Annotated in this window: 16 protein-coding genes; 9 read left to right on the forward strand and 7 right to left on the reverse strand. The window is 42.0% G+C overall.

All coding sequences use genetic code 11. The annotated features are described in order from the left end of the window. Window positions 1–59: 59 nt before the first annotated feature. From CAL7507_RS07630 to CAL7507_RS32650, 3 genes are all read right to left on the reverse strand, one after another. The gene (locus tag CAL7507_RS07630; RefSeq protein ID WP_015127880.1) at window positions 60–476 is read right to left on the reverse strand and encodes a DUF1824 family protein; all 417 of its coding nucleotides are present in this window, start codon (window positions 474–476) and stop codon (window positions 60–62) included. A gap of 78 nt (window positions 477–554) precedes the next feature. Beyond that, window positions 555–1,433: a prohibitin family protein gene (locus tag CAL7507_RS07635; protein WP_015127881.1), complete on the reverse strand. Its 879-nt coding sequence runs from the start codon at window positions 1,431–1,433 to the stop codon at window positions 555–557. Between the two features lie 235 nt (window positions 1,434–1,668). Next, window positions 1,669–1,839 (reverse strand): hypothetical protein, encoded by a 171-nt coding sequence (locus tag CAL7507_RS32650; protein WP_201447879.1) that lies wholly within the window; start codon window positions 1,837–1,839, stop codon window positions 1,669–1,671. 320 nt (window positions 1,840–2,159) lie between these two features. On the opposite strand from CAL7507_RS32650, the gene CAL7507_RS07640 reads away from it, so the two are divergent. Continuing rightward, complete coding sequence (locus CAL7507_RS07640) at window positions 2,160–2,588, forward strand: hypothetical protein (RefSeq protein ID WP_015127882.1); 429 nt, start codon at window positions 2,160–2,162, stop codon at window positions 2,586–2,588. Between the two features lie 430 nt (window positions 2,589–3,018). Here CAL7507_RS07640 and CAL7507_RS07645 read toward each other — a convergent pair whose 3' ends face one another. Then, window positions 3,019–4,398, reverse strand: coding sequence for a cytochrome P450 (locus tag CAL7507_RS07645; protein WP_015127883.1), 1,380 nt, complete (start codon window positions 4,396–4,398; stop codon window positions 3,019–3,021). Between the two features lie 287 nt (window positions 4,399–4,685). On the opposite strand from CAL7507_RS07645, the gene CAL7507_RS07650 reads away from it, so the two are divergent. Together CAL7507_RS07650 and CAL7507_RS07655 are read left to right on the forward strand one after the other, a co-directional pair. Next, window positions 4,686–5,318, forward strand: a complete 633-nt coding sequence (locus CAL7507_RS07650; RefSeq protein WP_015127884.1) for a ParA family protein — start codon at window positions 4,686–4,688, stop codon at window positions 5,316–5,318. Next, window positions 5,318–6,001, forward strand: a complete 684-nt coding sequence (locus CAL7507_RS07655; protein ID WP_015127885.1) for a hypothetical protein — start codon at window positions 5,318–5,320, stop codon at window positions 5,999–6,001. Before CAL7507_RS07650 ends, CAL7507_RS07655 begins: the two co-directional genes overlap by 1 nt. A 243-nt stretch (window positions 6,002–6,244) precedes the next feature. On the opposite strand, the gene pgeF is transcribed toward CAL7507_RS07655, so the two are convergent. Further along, the gene (pgeF, locus tag CAL7507_RS07660; RefSeq protein ID WP_015127886.1) at window positions 6,245–7,021 is read right to left on the reverse strand and encodes a peptidoglycan editing factor PgeF; all 777 of its coding nucleotides are present in this window, start codon (window positions 7,019–7,021) and stop codon (window positions 6,245–6,247) included. A 70-nt stretch (window positions 7,022–7,091) separates the two neighbouring features. Between pgeF and CAL7507_RS07665 the strand changes: the two genes are divergently transcribed. Both CAL7507_RS07665 and CAL7507_RS07670 read left to right on the forward strand, forming a co-directional pair. Next, window positions 7,092–7,904, forward strand: a complete 813-nt coding sequence (locus tag CAL7507_RS07665) for a biotin--[acetyl-CoA-carboxylase] ligase (RefSeq protein WP_015127887.1) — start codon at window positions 7,092–7,094, stop codon at window positions 7,902–7,904. A 91-nt stretch (window positions 7,905–7,995) separates the two neighbouring features. Next, the gene (locus tag CAL7507_RS07670) at window positions 7,996–9,492 is read left to right on the forward strand and encodes a M23 family metallopeptidase (protein ID WP_015127888.1); all 1,497 of its coding nucleotides are present in this window, start codon (window positions 7,996–7,998) and stop codon (window positions 9,490–9,492) included. A gap of 105 nt (window positions 9,493–9,597) precedes the next feature. Here CAL7507_RS07670 and CAL7507_RS07675 read toward each other — a convergent pair whose 3' ends face one another. Beyond that, window positions 9,598–10,287: a riboflavin synthase gene (locus CAL7507_RS07675; protein ID WP_015127889.1), complete on the reverse strand. Its 690-nt coding sequence runs from the start codon at window positions 10,285–10,287 to the stop codon at window positions 9,598–9,600. A 339-nt stretch (window positions 10,288–10,626) separates the two neighbouring features. On the opposite strand from CAL7507_RS07675, the gene CAL7507_RS07680 reads away from it, so the two are divergent. From CAL7507_RS07680 to CAL7507_RS07695, 4 genes are all read left to right on the forward strand, one after another. Beyond that, complete coding sequence (locus tag CAL7507_RS07680; RefSeq protein WP_015127890.1) at window positions 10,627–11,124, forward strand: bifunctional nuclease family protein; 498 nt, start codon at window positions 10,627–10,629, stop codon at window positions 11,122–11,124. 733 nt (window positions 11,125–11,857) lie between these two features. Continuing rightward, window positions 11,858–12,475: a Uma2 family endonuclease gene (locus CAL7507_RS07685; RefSeq protein WP_015127891.1), complete on the forward strand. Its 618-nt coding sequence runs from the start codon at window positions 11,858–11,860 to the stop codon at window positions 12,473–12,475. A 73-nt stretch (window positions 12,476–12,548) separates the two neighbouring features. Continuing rightward, a complete protein-coding gene (locus CAL7507_RS07690) occupies window positions 12,549–13,289 on the forward strand; it encodes a class I SAM-dependent methyltransferase (RefSeq protein ID WP_015127892.1) in 741 nt (246 codons plus the stop codon). A gap of 108 nt (window positions 13,290–13,397) precedes the next feature. Continuing rightward, a complete protein-coding gene (locus CAL7507_RS07695; protein WP_015127893.1) occupies window positions 13,398–14,291 on the forward strand; it encodes a DNA adenine methylase in 894 nt (297 codons plus the stop codon). A 134-nt stretch (window positions 14,292–14,425) separates the two neighbouring features. Here CAL7507_RS07695 and CAL7507_RS07700 read toward each other — a convergent pair whose 3' ends face one another. Further along, on the reverse strand, window positions 14,426–15,775 hold the full coding sequence (locus CAL7507_RS07700; RefSeq protein ID WP_015127895.1) for a hypothetical protein: 1,350 nt from the start codon (window positions 15,773–15,775) through the stop codon (window positions 14,426–14,428). Window positions 15,776–15,797: the final 22 nt, after the last annotated feature.

Genomic DNA, 15,797 nt, shown 5'->3' on the forward strand with positions numbered 1-15,797 from the left:
GGTGGGCAGTGCCCACCCTACCTGTGTTTCACAAATCAAGTATAAATCCTATATAAATGCTATACAAATAAGTCGAGAGGCAGATGTCCATACATTTCGTTGATGCCCTCTGTGTTGTAAGATTGGCAAGATACCAGTACTCCTCGATGGTGTCCTGCATAAGAATCAAGATAGCACAAGCCATTTTTACCATTTAATTTGATATAAACTGGCCCTTCAATTATGGGTAAATTGTTTGGTGCTTCATAACCTAAAGCTTGAGAATAGGTTTTCATCGCCAACATTCCTGCTTCTGCTGTATCAGCACAAATTCCTAAAATTTGGTAATCTGAGAGCTTGGTAAGCAAGATTAGTCCCCGACGGACGGAAACTTTTTCTGATGGCTTGAGGATAGGTGCAATATCTAGACAGTTAAATTTATTTAGAAGTTTTCTCGCTTCTTCGGCGGTAAAATTGTGATGATTGGGAGTTGACATAAAGTGGTTTATTATGTTCTTGGTGTTTTTTGTATTTGAGGTGGGGTTGCCCACCCTACTAAACATTATTTACTCAAATCACGGTTGATTTTGAACATTTCCTAGATTGAAAATAAAGGGTACACTGCCTTTTGCATCACTACCCATAACTAGGACTTTTGGCATTTGGGCACCACCAGTTTTCCAAGCTTCAATTGCTTCTTTTTGGAGTACTAATTGCCCACCTTGAGCTTTGAGAGTATCTGCTAAGAGTCTTTGAGCTTCTGCTTTACCCTTGGCACGGTTCACATCTGCTTGCGCCTCTTGTTCAGCTTCTTGAGCTACATAAACGGCTCTTTGCGCTCGCTGTTCCGCAATTTGTTTTTCTTCCACTGCTTTGGCAAATTCTGGGGAAAAAGTCAAGTCAATTACGCTGGTATCTAAGACAATTATCCCATATTTATCTAAGCGATCGCCTAAAGCGTTATCAAAATCTTCCTTTAATTCGCTTCTTTTGGTAATCGCTTCTTCTACTGTTCTTCTAGCGGCGGCGATTTTGAATGCTTCCTGGGTTTGGGGTGCGATAATTTTAGAGACGATATTTTCTAAAGTGCCTTGCTTCCTTCTCACTTGCACTACCTGCATCGGATCGAGACGAAAGTTGATGGCAAATCTCGCAGATAAATTTTGCAAATCTTTGGTAGAACTTTCTGCTGGGACTTCAAACTTTTGCACCGTCAAATCATACACATCTATTACTGAGATCAGAGGTGGCCTTAAGTGAATACCTTCTAGCAAAGCGCCATCTGTAGCTTTACCCAAGATGCTGATTACACCTGCTTGTCCTGGATTAATAATAATAAAGGAATTGAATCCGATAATTACGAGTAGTGCCAAAAAAATTCCTACAAGTGTCGTTTGCCAATTGGCAAATTGCTGATTTTTCAAGTTTTCATCTCCATTTTTGTCCTTCAACATATCCTGTACTATGGTGGCACGGACTATGCCTATATACACAGGCAAAAGACTACAAAAGTGAGATGCTGTTCCTGAACGTGGTAGTATCGGTTTTACGCAACTGCGAAGAACTGCGGCTATAGCATCTCATCAGGTATTAAGAAAGCGTAGGCATTCAGTGCATCCCCTCCAGCGCCTGCTTGACTATGGACAACAATATCGTAAACAAATTTAGTTGGCGATCGCTTGTTCTATTTTAAATTAATTGGGTGGCGGTGGATGTAGTAGTCACATTGATCTTAGACAAAGCCACGTTAGCGGTGGATAATGAAACAGAAACTGCAATCCAGCGATCGCTAGAACGAATTACAGCCAATAGGACTGTCAGGGTTGAAATGAGGGACTGTAGTGTGAGCGTCTCGCTCACGCGGGCTTTTCGGCCCGCACTACCAAAAACCCCTCAAAACAAAATTGACAAACCACTAGGCAAAGCCCACCGTAAGCATTGCTCATCAACTTTCCACTATCCGGAATGCCGATTGCATTTATGTCATGGAACATGGGACATTAGTAGAGTCAGGAACTCATGAGGAATTGCTATCTATGCTAGTCTCTGGTGAGTGCAGAGTGGTTTATGATGAGTCTCACGCAGAGTCGCATTCGGCGGAGCCGTTCCCGCAGGGTAGACACAAAGTTTTTCTTGATGTCTTTGCTTTGGGTTAAATAGTTTTTAATTACGAATGAATTATGTTTTTTGGTAGTACCCAGCCGGAATCAGCGGATAACAAGTGGCGTCATCAGTTGGATAGATTTGCTAAAGAAAATCAACCAGAATTGGCCGCATTATTTTGGGGATTGTGGTTAGAAAACGGTAATCGCCAAGGTACTATCGGTATCGACTTGCAACCAGCACCGCATTTTGTTTATTGTCCTAAAGAACAGATAGAAAAATTAAACGATAAAGTTGAGAATCGGCTGCAAGAAATATTAGGAATTATCGAAAATAATCAGCCAGAAGTAGAAGTTGTGATGATTGGTATTGGTAAGGGTGAAATTAAGTTAATTCAGTTCGCACCAGAACCACCACCACCGATTTGTTTTGAGCAAGTTGGGAAGGATGTGGATGGGTTATTGGAATTATTAGAACAGCGGATGAGGGAGGAGATTGTTTTTTAGCGCAGAGTCACGCGGAGGGAAGCGCGGAGTCACGCGGAGGAAGAGAAAAACTCTGCGCTTATTGTTATGATTAGTTCAATATAATTAGAAGTCATTATCTTAGCAAATTGGGAAGTTATTGGTGGGCATTGCCTAGGGTGTTGATTCTGTGCCTTTTTTCGGGGTAAAAGTTCATGCAAAATTATGTGGTGTATATTTGGGCAAAAGCTTATAAGGTATAGATTTTACGCTTATATATAGGCATAAAAATTGCATGAACCAAAAACGGGAAAATTCCATCAAAGTCAACACCCTAGTACAGTGCGACGGAAATAAGCAGACCATTCTCAATCGCTAAAAAGCTTACTCCATATTACTTTTGACTTTTGACTTTTGACTTTTGACTTTTGACTTCCGCCTTGCGGTACTAGGCATTGCCCACCCTACTTATTTAAACTGCAACTGGCTGAGTCGCACGCTTTACTTTCAGCTTTGGTATCATCTGCATTCCTGCTGGTGTAGCTAAAGTGAAACCACGGCGCACAGGACGCACAGGATGCTGATTAGCCAGTGATATTTGAAAATGTGACAGAATTTTTGCCAACACAATTTTCATTTCATACTGGGCAAATGCCAACCCAATACAGCGACGATTACCTCCACCAAAAGGTAAGTATTCATAAGGGGAAAATTGCCTTTCTAAAAAGCGTTCTGGTCGGAATTGTTGGGAATTTGGATAAACTTCTTCTCGATGGTGTGCTAAATAAATACTAGGGATAATTATAGTTCCCGTTGGCAGATTGTAGCCCATAATTTCAATTGGGGATTTCACAATCCTGGCAACACCATTCATCACAATTGGGTATATTCGCAATGTTTCTTGACAAACTGCTGTCAAGTAAGGCAATTTAGCAATGTTACTTGGATCTGGATTAACACCAAGGCTTTCTAATTCCTTGAGTAGCTTTTCCCTCACTTCTGGTAATTGGTCAATCCAGTAAAAAGCCCACGTCAATGCAGAAGCAGTGGTTTCATGTCCTGCAACCAATAATGTCATTAATTCATCACGTAATTCCACATCTGACATCGGTTGTCCATCGTCATAACGAGCAGACATCATCAAACTGAGGATATCTTGACGATTTTGATTAGATTCCAGCCGACGTTCTGCAATCAGGGTATAAATCAGTTGATCGATTTGTTGTAGTAGGTACATAATCTTACCCCACGGACTCCAGACACCTAAATCTTTTTGCAAAAAGCCAAAAAAGAGGGTCATAGTCGTTAAAGGGGAACCAATTTGGTCTAAGACTGAAGTTAGCAATTGCTGAAGTTCTTGGAAACGCTCTCCCTCATTTAAACCAAATACAACCCTTAAGATGACACGCAAGGTGATTTCTTGCATCGACCTCCGGATATTAAAGGGTTTGCCAATATTCCACTCGTCACTGATTTGCTGCGTTATTTCGCTGATATCCTGTCCATAAGCCCGCATTCTGTCGCCATGAAAGGGAGGGCTTAAAAGTTGCCGTTGCCGCTTATGGCGATCGCCATCTAGTAAAATCAAAGAGTTATCACCCAACAAAAATCTCAAACCCCCGTTTCCCCTGCCAATCTCAAAATGGCTAGGATCAGCACTAAAAATCTGCTCTAATGCTTGGGGTTGGCTAAAGTAAACCATATGCGTACCCCGGCTACCCCAGACAGTGAAAGCATCTCCATAGATTTTGGCAAAATCTTCTACATACTTCACAGGTTGAGTAATAAACTTGACGAGGCGCAGCCAGCGCTGCATTCTTGGTCCATCAGGTAAGTTATTGTTTGCTGTCATAATAAACTGAGAAGAGATAGTGACTGGTAGATTTTATTGTTACAAGTTTTTTCAATGGGCATCGGGCATCGGGCATCGGGCATTGATGGGGCATCGGGAAAAACTTTTCTTCAGTACTTAATTCCTATTGCCTATACTTCGGCTCCGCTCAGTACAAGTTGCCTATTCCCTATTCCCCAGTCCCCAGTCCCCAGTCCCCAGTCCCCAATCCCTCTTAAATTGTTAGCAAAAAAATATTCAGATACCCAAAGCAGTATATTCTTGTAGGACAGCGTCGGAAGCAAGCAGTGCCAAAAATCATCGCTATTCTCAACGGTAAAGGAGGAGTCGGCAAAACGACTACCGCAGTCAACTTGGCTGCAAACTTTGCCAGAGACAAAAAAGTGATTTTGATTGACGCAGATATTCAAGGTTCAGCCAGCTGGTGGTTCGGGCGGAATCAGAATGATATGGGCTTTGATTTATCCCAAGAAACAGATCCGCAACATTTAGGTAATTTAGCAAAGATAACAGGTTACGATTTAGTAGTGGTGGATACGCCACCAGCGCTACGCTCTGAAGTCTTAACAACGGTAATAGCGATCGCAAATTATCTAGTTTTACCTACACCCCCAGCCCCAATGGATTTAGCTGTCCTGATTGAGACAGTCAAAAAATCCGTAGTCCCCGTGGGAGTTCCCCATCGGGTATTGCTGACTAAAGTCGATACGCGCAGCTTGGGGGAAGCACTCGAAGCTCAAAACACTCTCATGCGGTTAGGAATTCCGGCTTGCAAAGCCTTTATCCGAGCTTACAAAGCTCATGAACGAGCAGCACTTGAGGGTGTGGCGATTACTCAATGGCGAGGAAAACAGGCACGGGAAGCGGATTCAGACTACCGCCGCGTCGCCGATGAACTACAGCATGATTGGAGGAAATAATGGTTAGAAAACGTGTCTCTGTATCTGATTTATTACAAGAAGAAGCACAGAAATTTACACCTCCTACAGGTGAATCTGCTATTGAAGTCACCGCTGAAGCAGTTGTCGAACAAAATGCTCCAGCCCCCACAGCAGAGCCTACGCAGACACCAGAGTCAACTACTGCTAGACGGACAAATCCCACCAAAACTAATTTAGAAGCAACTGTCAAAGAATTGCAAGAAACTCTAGAACAAGCTCACCATGAAAAAGCCTCTCTTCAGCAGCAAATTGTAGATTTGCAATCAGCTGAGTCCGAACAAAAATTATTAGCAAAACGGCTTACAAAAGAACTGGATGAAGCCAAAAAAGCCGCTCTGAAACTTGCAGAAGCTAATTCTACATTGATAGAAGAAATTAACTCTTTAAAACAAGAAAACGAAAGTTTTACAAAAGCTAATTTTAAACTTGTTGAAGAAATGGACTCCTTGAAACAAGAAAAGGCAGATTTCACAGAAGCTAATTCTAAACTTGTTGAAGAAATTAACTCCTTGAAACCCCCAGAAAAGGAAACCAATAAATTAGTAAAAGAACCCTATAACCCAATCAACTACAGAAAATCCCATCGCTCATCTATCAAGCTGGCTCAAACCCAACCAGACGAGTATGAAGATACCTCCTCTGAGATGTGGTTACTTGACTAAAATATTGTAGCAGCGCGGCAAGCTTAAGAAAGTGAGGTAGAAATTAAGTTGATACAGACGGATTTCTCGTAGGGCGGAGTCTTGGTCGTTGGTGTCAACTTAAGCTTAAACGCTTACCCGACATAGGTTTTACCCCACCCCTCAATCCCCTCCCCGATGCTTTGGCTACCGTGTACACACAAGTCGAATTTCTTTTGAGATTCATTGGTCATTTGTCGTTATTTCTACCCTATTCCCCATGCCCTATTTTCCACTAACAATCCCAGACCACTGGACTTTTTTCTCTTGCTCTCGGCGATAAGAAAAGAAATGATCTGGGGTTTGATAGGTACAATAAGGAGCGATCGCTATTTGTTCTCCACTAATTCCCAAACTTTCGAGCTGCAAGACATTCACCCGCCGCACGTCTAAGCGCGCCTTTCCTGGATTGGGATCTGCCAGCAAGGGTGAATTAGGTAAATTTTGTAATGACTCAACAATATATTTTTCGTCACCCTGTGGTATAATGCTGCTACCAATTTCTGCTGCCACATCCAGAGAGACTTGGTAAACTTCACCAGCGATCGCTGGTCCCATAGCAATGCGGAGATCATCTAGCTTGCTGCCTTGTGTTTGCAATCGGGCGATCGCTTGCGGGACAATTTTTTTTGCAGTCCCACGCCATCCTGCGTGAACTGCTGCCACTTGTCCAGTTCTCACATCCCCAATCAATACAGGTGTACAATCAGCGCTAGCGACCCAAACAGCTTGCAAAGGTTGCTCGCTAATTAAACCATCTGCCGATGCTAAATCATCTCCATTTGTGCTTAACTTACTGTCAACTTCTTGTGGGGTGAGAACAGTATTGCCATGAACCTGTTTCAAACGATAAACTAGAGCCTCTGGTTGCAGTACTTTTGTTAACTCTGCCGGGGAACGAGGCCAAAACTGCTGAGTGAAGAAGCCGTGATGCCAAAGTTCCAGAAGACTACAAGTCAGGTAGGGTAGTTCTCCCCAATTGCGCCATTGCCAAGTGTGCATCTTGAACCAAACCTCAACAGAAAATCCGCCAATTAATGCTAACTTGATCAACGAGATTTAGGCTAACTGCGTGAAATTTGATCTGCAAAAATTTTCAGCAGCCCTAGAGGTAGGGCGCAAGTATACATATATACCATTTTCCCTGAAGGTTTTTGAAAGCGTTTCCTCAACTAACCAAACCCTGTGGAGCTTGCTTGAGCAGGGGGCTGAATCAGGAAGTGTAGTAATTGCCACTCAGCAGACTGCTGGGCGAGGGCAATGGGGTCGCCAATGGATTTCTGCTTCTGGGGGATTATATCTTTCTGTGGCGATCGCCCCCAAATTAGAGGCTACTGATGCCTATCAGCTAACTTTAGCTAGTGCTTGGGGAATTGCTGCACAATTGCAAAATTGTGGTGTCAGCGTCGGAATTAAATGGCCAAATGATTTAGTCTTAGATGGTCGTAAACTAGGTGGGATTTTAACTGAAACCAAAGTTTATCAAGGAAAAATCACCCAAGCCGTGATTGGTGTTGGCATTAACTGGACAAATCCAGTACCAGAAACGGGAATTAATCTCGAATCCTGGCAAGCTTCCCAAAATTCCCAATCCATTTCTTGTCTGGAAATGCTTACGTCAACAGTTTTACTGGGAATAGAATCTGGTATAGAGTGCCTTGTTCAAGAAGGAATAAGCATACTCTTGTCTCGCTATTTAGAATTACTTACAAATTTAGGTGATCAGGTATACATCGATAATATTTTGGGAAAGATAACAGGAGTTAATTCTCAGGGTAATCTACGGATATCTACGGATTTTTATGATACACAAAAGGGAAAAACATCGGAAATTTATGTTCAACCCGGTACAATCAGTTTGGGATACCGTAAATTTTCTGTCTAACTTTTAAGGTTTGTTCATAATTCAGCTCTTTGGGTACGACAAACCACTGGCATCATCTCTTTAGCCTAATTAAACACAACTGAGAGAAAAAATGACGCAGCGCCATAACTCTGCCCACAACCGGTTAGAAAATCTGACGACAAAACGCTTTGCTTCCACGCTACCAGCACAGAGCCTCTGTTGGCTGAGTAGCTTTAGCCTCCTGAGCGGTGGCTTCGTGTTTGCTCAAACGGAAACATCCATAGACAACATCGTTCCTACTATTGAAAATTCTCAGCCATCAGCAGCGACAAATCCAGTTAAACAAAATATCGTTACACCCCAAGTAACTCAACCACAGCCAGAATTTGCGGAACGGCAAACTAGACTCAGAAAAAGACTCAACAGCAAAAGTGTATCGCCATCACCAGAGTCAGTTACACAATCAAAACCCCAGGTAGAAACTTCTTCGGTTGCGCCTAGCAGCATCAGAGAAGAAAAACCAAAACAAGAGCCTCGCTCCTTACCAGAGAAACTCCCAGTAGTTGCTCAACCAGCAAATAACTCTAACAGTGCTGCCATTAGGACAGGGGAAAAAACCAAGGATTACAATAACGCTTATATTGACCCCACAGATTACAACCCTAATGCCGCTGGTGGCTATCAAGCGCCGAATTCTGTAGTGATTACAGAACGCTCTAGTGGTTGTCAAGCTACTTTATCAGCAATGCAAGGTACATCACCATGCACCAAAACTCCCGCATCTGGCAATCAGCGTGTAGCTGGTGCTGAGGGACAAGCAGCACCCGGTTGGCTCAGGAAAAGTCAAAATGCTCAGTTAGCGACTGTACCAGCAGTCCGCCGCCCAGTAACCACTGTCAACAATGGTGGATGGCGTGGGACTCGGGTTGCCTCTAGTGGTACTACTAACAGAGCGTATAACCCGAATCGGTTTATCCCTCAGCCCAGCAATTTTTCTCCCACACAAGTTAGCGCGACTCCCTTAGCGCCAAGTGGTGGGGCTTTGAGCGCGCCAATGGCAGAAGGTAACGTAGCACCCCGCGCCAGTACTGTGGCTTATGACTTTCCACTGGCGTCTACACTACCGCAAATTCCCTATGCGGGGACAGTTGCTTATGGTGGTACGGGAATGATGTTTCCCCTTTCTGTCCCTGCGCCGATTACTTCTTTGTTCGGCTGGCGAGTTCATCCGATTACAGGCGATCGCCGCTTCCACGCCGGGACAGATTTAGGTGCGCCAATGGGTACACCAGTTTTAGCAGCTGCTAGAGGTCAAGTGGAAAGTGCTGACTGGCAAGGTGGCTACGGTTTAGCTGTTGTCATTGACCACGGTTCTGCTCAACAAAGTCTCTACGGTCACATGTCAGAAATCTTTGTTCAACCCGGTCAAGAGGTAGAAGCAGGAACTGTCATTGGTAGAGTTGGCAGTACAGGTAACTCCACAGGCCCTCACCTGCACTTTGAAGTTCGCCACTTGACACCAGACGGCTGGGTGGCAACTGACCCAGGCGTACAATTACAAACAGCCCTCAGTCAATTGGTTCAATCCCTGCGGACAGCCCAGGTCGCACAGCAACCAGGGGGTTAGGGGTTGTTGACGGTTGACGGTTGACGGTTGACGGAGGAGGATGAGGGAGAAATTATTAATACCCCAATCCCCAGTCCCCAATCCCCAGTCCCCAATCCCCAATCCCTATAAATACCCATGTTCTGCTAAGAATGTGGGTGTAATCTCATCAGCGGCGTCTGGGCGTTGGTTGCCTGGAACAAGGAATTTTTCTACATATTTGCCGAGGATATCTCCTTCTAGATTCACCAAACTGCCAGAGGATAGATAGCTAAGATTTGTCTCGGCATAGGTGAGAGGAATCACCGCCACTGCGAACTGAGAGAGTTCTGGCTCATATGCGGCTACTGTGAGGCTGATGCCATTCACGGCTATACTGCCTTTGGGAACAATGTACCGCGCGATCGCTTCGGGTGCTGTAAACGTGATTTCCCAAGAACTAGCCGTCTGTTCTGCTGCTAGCATCCGCCCTACACCGTCTACATGACCCATGACGAAATGACCGCCGACTTTGCCTCCCACTCGCAACGACGTTTCCAGGTTTACCCTTCGGCTACGCTCAGGGTAAACATATTTTTGTTGTGTTTGTTCACCTCCCAAAGTTGTCCGCCGCAGCGTTTCCGGTGATGCAGTGGCGATAAACCCGTCTTTTAAAACTTCTTCCACCGTCAGACAAACGCCGTCAACTGCAACACTGTCACCATAAGCTAAGTCTTGCATCACTATTTCAGAAGACTGACTGACGCAAGTAATTTGCCAAGAATCGCCCCCTAGGGGTCTAATCGTTCCTAAAGCCTGGATTAATCCTGTAAACACAGCTTTTTTGCTAAACTAACTCTATTTATTGTCTAATTTTGCCTAAAATCCACAGTAATTCTCACAATAATGGCTAAAAATCTACGTATAATTTCTGACTTTATTTAGTATGGGGTTATTAACACATTAACATCATTCACAAGGCATACTTGGGTAAGTAGGATATTGTCTAAGCAGACCAATTTGACTTACTCTGGTGTTCACATCAAGTTCGGAGTTTAATAGAAGCAATTATAGAGAACAAATGCCTATGTTAATTCCTGCCACCAACTTAGCCCATCAGGGGTATTATTTGTTACTTATTGCTCAAGTACACCAAGGATTGTAGAGGCTTCGCCAATGATTGAAATGAAAGTCGCTGGCATAGCATTAGATGCCATAACCCGCAGCCCGATTGTACTTTTGAAAGATGCTTCCGATCGCCGCGCTTTGCCAATTTATATCGGTCAGGAGCAGGCTAGGGCAATTGCGGGACCACTGGAGAATCAAAAGCCTCCGAGACCCTTAACTCACGACCTGATTGTGAATCTTCTAGAGACATGGAACTTGACTTTAGAGAAAGTGATCATTCATTCGCTGCAAAAAGATACATTTTATGCGGCTTTGATTGTCCAGCAAGGTGAGATAAAAAAAGAAATTGATGCGCGTCCCAGCGATGCGATCGCTATTGCCCTTCGTACCAATGCCCCCATCTGGGTGATGGAAGAGGTGGTTGCTGATGCCTCAATTCCTGTTGATCGCGACGCTGATGAAGCTGAACAACAAGCATTCCGCGAATTTATTTCTAACATCCGCCCCGAAGATTTGATTAAGCGCTTCGATAATGGTGAAAGTTAGATCAAGTTGTGAGTGTTGAGAAAGAAGAAGTAAATAACAAAGAAGAGAAAAAATAAACAATAATTTCTGCTTTCTTCCTTCTTCACTCTCCACTTTTTTATCGAGGCGATTAATTGTGTCTTGACCTAGGATACAGCAACACCACCAGTTTCTTCTGTTGGAGACACTGCGCTCAATTTGCTTCCCCCTAAAGTTACAAAGTGGGGAAGCTGTTCAACGCAGTGGCTCCTCAGCACTCAACAGTTTGTCTGTCTTTTCGTGCATTACAAGCTATACAAGCCATCTCAAATTCCGAAAGACTGGTGTTATTCATATTGATTTTTTAGAGTTAAATTATATATTTTTGCTCAGTGACGATTCGGTGAATTAATAATTATTAAAAATGTTTCAGGACTTACGCAACTGGCACATATAGCTTCTGGTATAAGAGTCAAGAGTCAAAAATCAAGGTTTTTTTTGGACTTTGACCGGAGGCGGAGCGTCTCCGGCTCCGCTCTTGACAAGCTTCTACGAAAAAATATGACACTTGCGTAAGTCCTATGTTTAATATAAAGAGCGATCGCCCAACTGGAATCAACAGTTATCAGTTGTCAGTAGAGAGAATGTATTGATTCTGGGGTCAGAGTCCCTACTGAAAATGTGATCACTGTTAACTGTTAACTGTTAACTGATTTAAGTAGGTAGTAGCCAAGTCCAAAATGTTAAAATCTTGATAGATATTGGTCAAAAAACTATGCAAGTAACACAACAGCGATACTACACCCCAGAGGAATATCTGGAACTAGAGGAGGTTGCTGACTACAAAAGTGAATATATTGATGGGGAAATAATTCCTATAGCGGGTGGAACAATAGATCATAATCGAATTGCAGGTAACTTTTACGCGGCATTGAATTTTGCGTTTAGACAACAAGAGTATGAAGCCTTTAACAGCGATATGCGTTTGTGGATACCCGAAAAGCGTACCTACACATATCCAGATGTGATGATTCTGGCAGGTGAAGCAGAATTTTTTAACAACCGCAAAGATATAATTCTTAATCCACAGGTAATTGTTGAGGTCTTATCGAAATCGACTAAAGGCTATGACCGCGAAGGTAAATTTGAGACTTATCGAACAATCCCTACATTTCAAGAATATCTTTTAATTGACCAGAATCGAGTTCATATAGATCAATTTTATAAAACTAGTAAAAAGCAATGGATGCTGCGTGAATATGATGAAGAAGACGAAGCGATCGCCCTAGCTTCCGTAACTTTCGAGATTTCGCTCAAAGATTTATACAACAAAGTGAAGTTTGAGCCTGTGGAATCGGCAGGGGAAAAAGTTGATGCTGAAGAATTGGAGTAAGCGATCGCTTAAAATTTGTAAAATACTGATTATTGATTCTGGGAAATAAAACCGCAATTTAGGAGTAATATTTATGACACAATCACAAACAAGTGAAAATGAATCCTTCCACTTGAAAGAATTCTTTAACGATCAGTGGAAAATTTATCAGAAAGTGCTAAATAACAATTACATGGGACACAGAGAAATTTATAATATCCTACACGAATTACTAGTTAGTTACTTTCAAAAACCTTTTACCATGCTAGATTTAGGATGCGGCGATTCTAGCTTCATAAGCAAAGCCTTAGTAAATACCAATATTGCTTCCTATCATGGTGTAGACCTATCCATAACTGCATTAGAGATTGCTAAAAAAAACTTGGCAATAACTCAGTGTGACACAACTTTAATCCCAGGTGATTTCTCTCAATTAAGTTCTTTGTTGGCGTCAGGACAAAACAATAAATTTGATGCAATTTTAATCTCCTTTGCTCTCCATCACCTCCATCTTGAGCAAAAAGACTATTTTATTGAACAGCTTCAGCATTTCCTAACTCCAGGCGGTGTTTTTATTCTTATCGATGTAGTCCGTCAAAAAGAAGAAGATCGAGCCACTTACATTAGACGTTACCTAGATGATGTGCAACAACGCTGGTCTTTACTCAGTGAAAAAGAGTATTCAATGGTGAAAGAGCATATTTCATCAAGCGATTTTCCTGAAACTCAACAAACTCTACAAGAAATATCCTTAAAATCCGGTTTTACTAGGGTTGAATGCCTTTATCAGGATGCACTAAATACCACACAATTATTATGCTTTTATAAAAGCTAAGAAGATTAATTAATGACAAAGAGTAAGCGATCGCCTGATTTCATCTTTATTATGCCATAGTATTTTAGGCTTCGCTGCAAAAACTAGTATCTCACAAGGATTAAGAGAATGGGCAAAAACAAGCTAATAGCTTTTGGCTGGTATGGTGGCAAATTCAGCCATCTTGATTGGCTATTGCCTCTACTACCAAATGCCCAACATTACTGTGAGCCATTTGGAGGTTCTGCAGCAGTTATACTTAACCGCAATCCTTCATCAGTAGAAACATACAATGACCTAGATGGTGAAGTTGTAAACTTTTTTCGCATATTAAGAGAAAAAAAGGAAAGTCTAATTGAAGCTATTGGTTTAACTCCCTTTTCTCGTGAAGAATTCGAGATAGCAATCTCTGAGCCTACCCAAGATTTATCTGATTTTGAAAGAGCTAGAAGATTTTTTATTAGGGCTAGACAAGTGAGAACCGGTTTAGCTCAAAAAGCAAGCTCTGGTAGGTGGGCACACTGTAAGCTAACGAGCCGTGCGGGAATGGCTGGTGCAGTCTCAAGATGGTTAGGAAGTGTAGAGGATTTGTCTGAAATCGTTCAAAGACTTTTACGAGTTCAGATTGAACACGATTCAGCAATCAAAATTATTAAACGCTACGACTCTGAAGAAACTTTATTTTATTGCGATCCTCCTTATCCTCATTCTTCTAGAGGTGACAGTCAAGCCTATGCCTATGAAATGACAGATGAACAGCATCGGGAACTTGCTGATATTCTTCAAAATATCAAAGGCAAAGTTGCTATCTCCGGTTATCAATGCTCTCTCATGGAAGAACTTTACGGTAACTGGAAACATATCACAGCACCAACTAAAACTTGCCATTCTACAAAAGGATTGCGAACAGAGGTACTGTGGGTAAATTACGATATTGATGATAGGACAAAAAATGATTTGGATAACTCTCAGACACAAAAAGCAGAATCTCAATGTCAACTCCAGCAGCTATCCTTGATCTAGCCTTAGAAAGGGTTGTTAATAATTCTGCAATCGGGTTACAGGCTATAATAATTAATATAGATTCTGAAAATTTTGTAGCTTTGGGTGGTTCAAAGGATTGGGGTAAAAAAATTTATTACCCCTAAGACTAAAAATCAGTTTGACGCTACAAGAAGTTTAGGGGAATTCTCCAGCTTAAACTCTGTTTGTATAATATGTGAAATCTTATTAACTCTTTCAGGTAGAGCAAAAGACATAAGAGTATTGAGTGTAGTTTTTCCAATTCCCCCAGTGTGAGGTTCTGGATGACCTATATTTCGCAGAATGTCAGAAAGTTTTATTGATGGACGAGAGTGAACATTGAAAGTTAGTCTATCTTGATTTGCAAAACGTATGTACCAATCGTAGTCTGCTAGAGTATTTAGCTTAATATCTTGGTTTCCACCCAAAAATTCAATATGTTCAATATGAGGTTGAAATAATTTTCTTAATTCCTGCATTCCATCATCCCAATTCAACTCCTCTTCTGAAAAAAGAAACTCAGAATCAACTTGTTTAACTTTTTTCTGAAATTCATACCCTTTGCAAAGACTTCGATTCAAAAAGGCGTATTGGTAGAGTATTTCTGGCATTTCTACTCCGAGAGTATATAAACTGCGTCCCTCACAGAATGCGCGAGCCTCATCACGCAGTTGATTTATTAGTAGACCAATATCTTTAGTAGCAAAACTTGTGTAATCTCCTCCTTTAGCTTCAAACGCATCAGCTTTTGCTCTGACACTAAAGGCAAGAGCCACCATTAGTGGTAATCTTTCTGGTTTGCCTATGTCAATACGATTAAGTTGAGTTCGCAGCCAAGCTTCTAAATCCTCGGCTCTTTCAATAAGTTGATCTGCTTCTAGTAATTCAGGCAGTATATAGGTAAATCGTTCATAGGCTTTGAGTAGTTTAAAAGTTCGAGTCTCGAACTCTTCCCTACGCCTACGAGCTTCTAAATCTTTAACTTCTTCTACAACATTTTGAAAACCTGTACGCATCTCCTCACGGAGAATATTCATTTGCTGTGCTAAGTTACACTGATTACAAACTAATAACTCAAGAGTGCGGTGTTGAACAGTAAGGGCATTTTGAATACTGTTAAAACAAGTCTGAATTTGCTCATGATTTCTGTCTAGTTTTTCCGAGAATACTTGAACTTGTTCATGATTTCTGTCTAACTTCTCAGCACACGATTGAATTTGATCTTGATTTTGTTCTAATTTCTTTTTTACCTTGTGAAGTTGGACGGCATTGTAAATACCTACACCCAGATTAAGAATATTGACTCCAAGATTAGCAATGTTAAACATATCAAAACTAGCTGTTTGAACAGATTGAATTGTCTTTCCACTGGCACGATGGCGGGTACACCAAGTACCTGCTTTACCTATAAATACCTCATAATCACTGGCATCTCCTCCCTTAAATCGATATGGTTCTGGTTTCTGAGTGAAAGGATTAACCATAGTTGTTGTCAAAATAGACTTA

The organism is Calothrix sp. PCC 7507 (genome assembly GCF_000316575.1).
In the GTDB taxonomy this organism is placed as follows: domain Bacteria; phylum Cyanobacteriota; class Cyanobacteriia; order Cyanobacteriales; family Nostocaceae; genus Fortiea.

Excerpts from the sequence above, each read along its gene's own strand:
- CAL7507_RS07630 (WP_015127880.1), bottom strand. The coding sequence starts at position 476 with ATGTCAACTCCCAATCATCACAATTTTACCGCCGAAGAAGCGAGAAAA.
- CAL7507_RS07680 (WP_015127890.1), top strand. The coding sequence starts at position 10,627 with ATGATTGAAATGAAAGTCGCTGGCATAGCATTAGATGCCATAACCCGC.
- CAL7507_RS07645 (WP_015127883.1), bottom strand. The coding sequence starts at position 4,398 with ATGACAGCAAACAATAACTTACCTGATGGACCAAGAATGCAGCGCTGG.
- CAL7507_RS07655 (WP_015127885.1), top strand. The coding sequence starts at position 5,318 with ATGGTTAGAAAACGTGTCTCTGTATCTGATTTATTACAAGAAGAAGCA.
- CAL7507_RS07670 (WP_015127888.1), top strand. The coding sequence starts at position 7,996 with ATGACGCAGCGCCATAACTCTGCCCACAACCGGTTAGAAAATCTGACG.
- CAL7507_RS07700 (WP_015127895.1), bottom strand. The coding sequence starts at position 15,775 with ATGGTTAATCCTTTCACTCAGAAACCAGAACCATATCGATTTAAGGGA.
- CAL7507_RS07640 (WP_015127882.1), top strand. The coding sequence starts at position 2,160 with ATGTTTTTTGGTAGTACCCAGCCGGAATCAGCGGATAACAAGTGGCGT.
- CAL7507_RS07685 (WP_015127891.1), top strand. The coding sequence starts at position 11,858 with ATGCAAGTAACACAACAGCGATACTACACCCCAGAGGAATATCTGGAA.
- CAL7507_RS07695 (WP_015127893.1), top strand. The coding sequence starts at position 13,398 with ATGGGCAAAAACAAGCTAATAGCTTTTGGCTGGTATGGTGGCAAATTC.
- pgeF (WP_015127886.1), bottom strand. The coding sequence starts at position 7,021 with ATGCACACTTGGCAATGGCGCAATTGGGGAGAACTACCCTACCTGACT.
- CAL7507_RS07635 (WP_015127881.1), bottom strand. The coding sequence starts at position 1,433 with ATGTTGAAGGACAAAAATGGAGATGAAAACTTGAAAAATCAGCAATTT.
- CAL7507_RS07690 (WP_015127892.1), top strand. The coding sequence starts at position 12,549 with ATGACACAATCACAAACAAGTGAAAATGAATCCTTCCACTTGAAAGAA.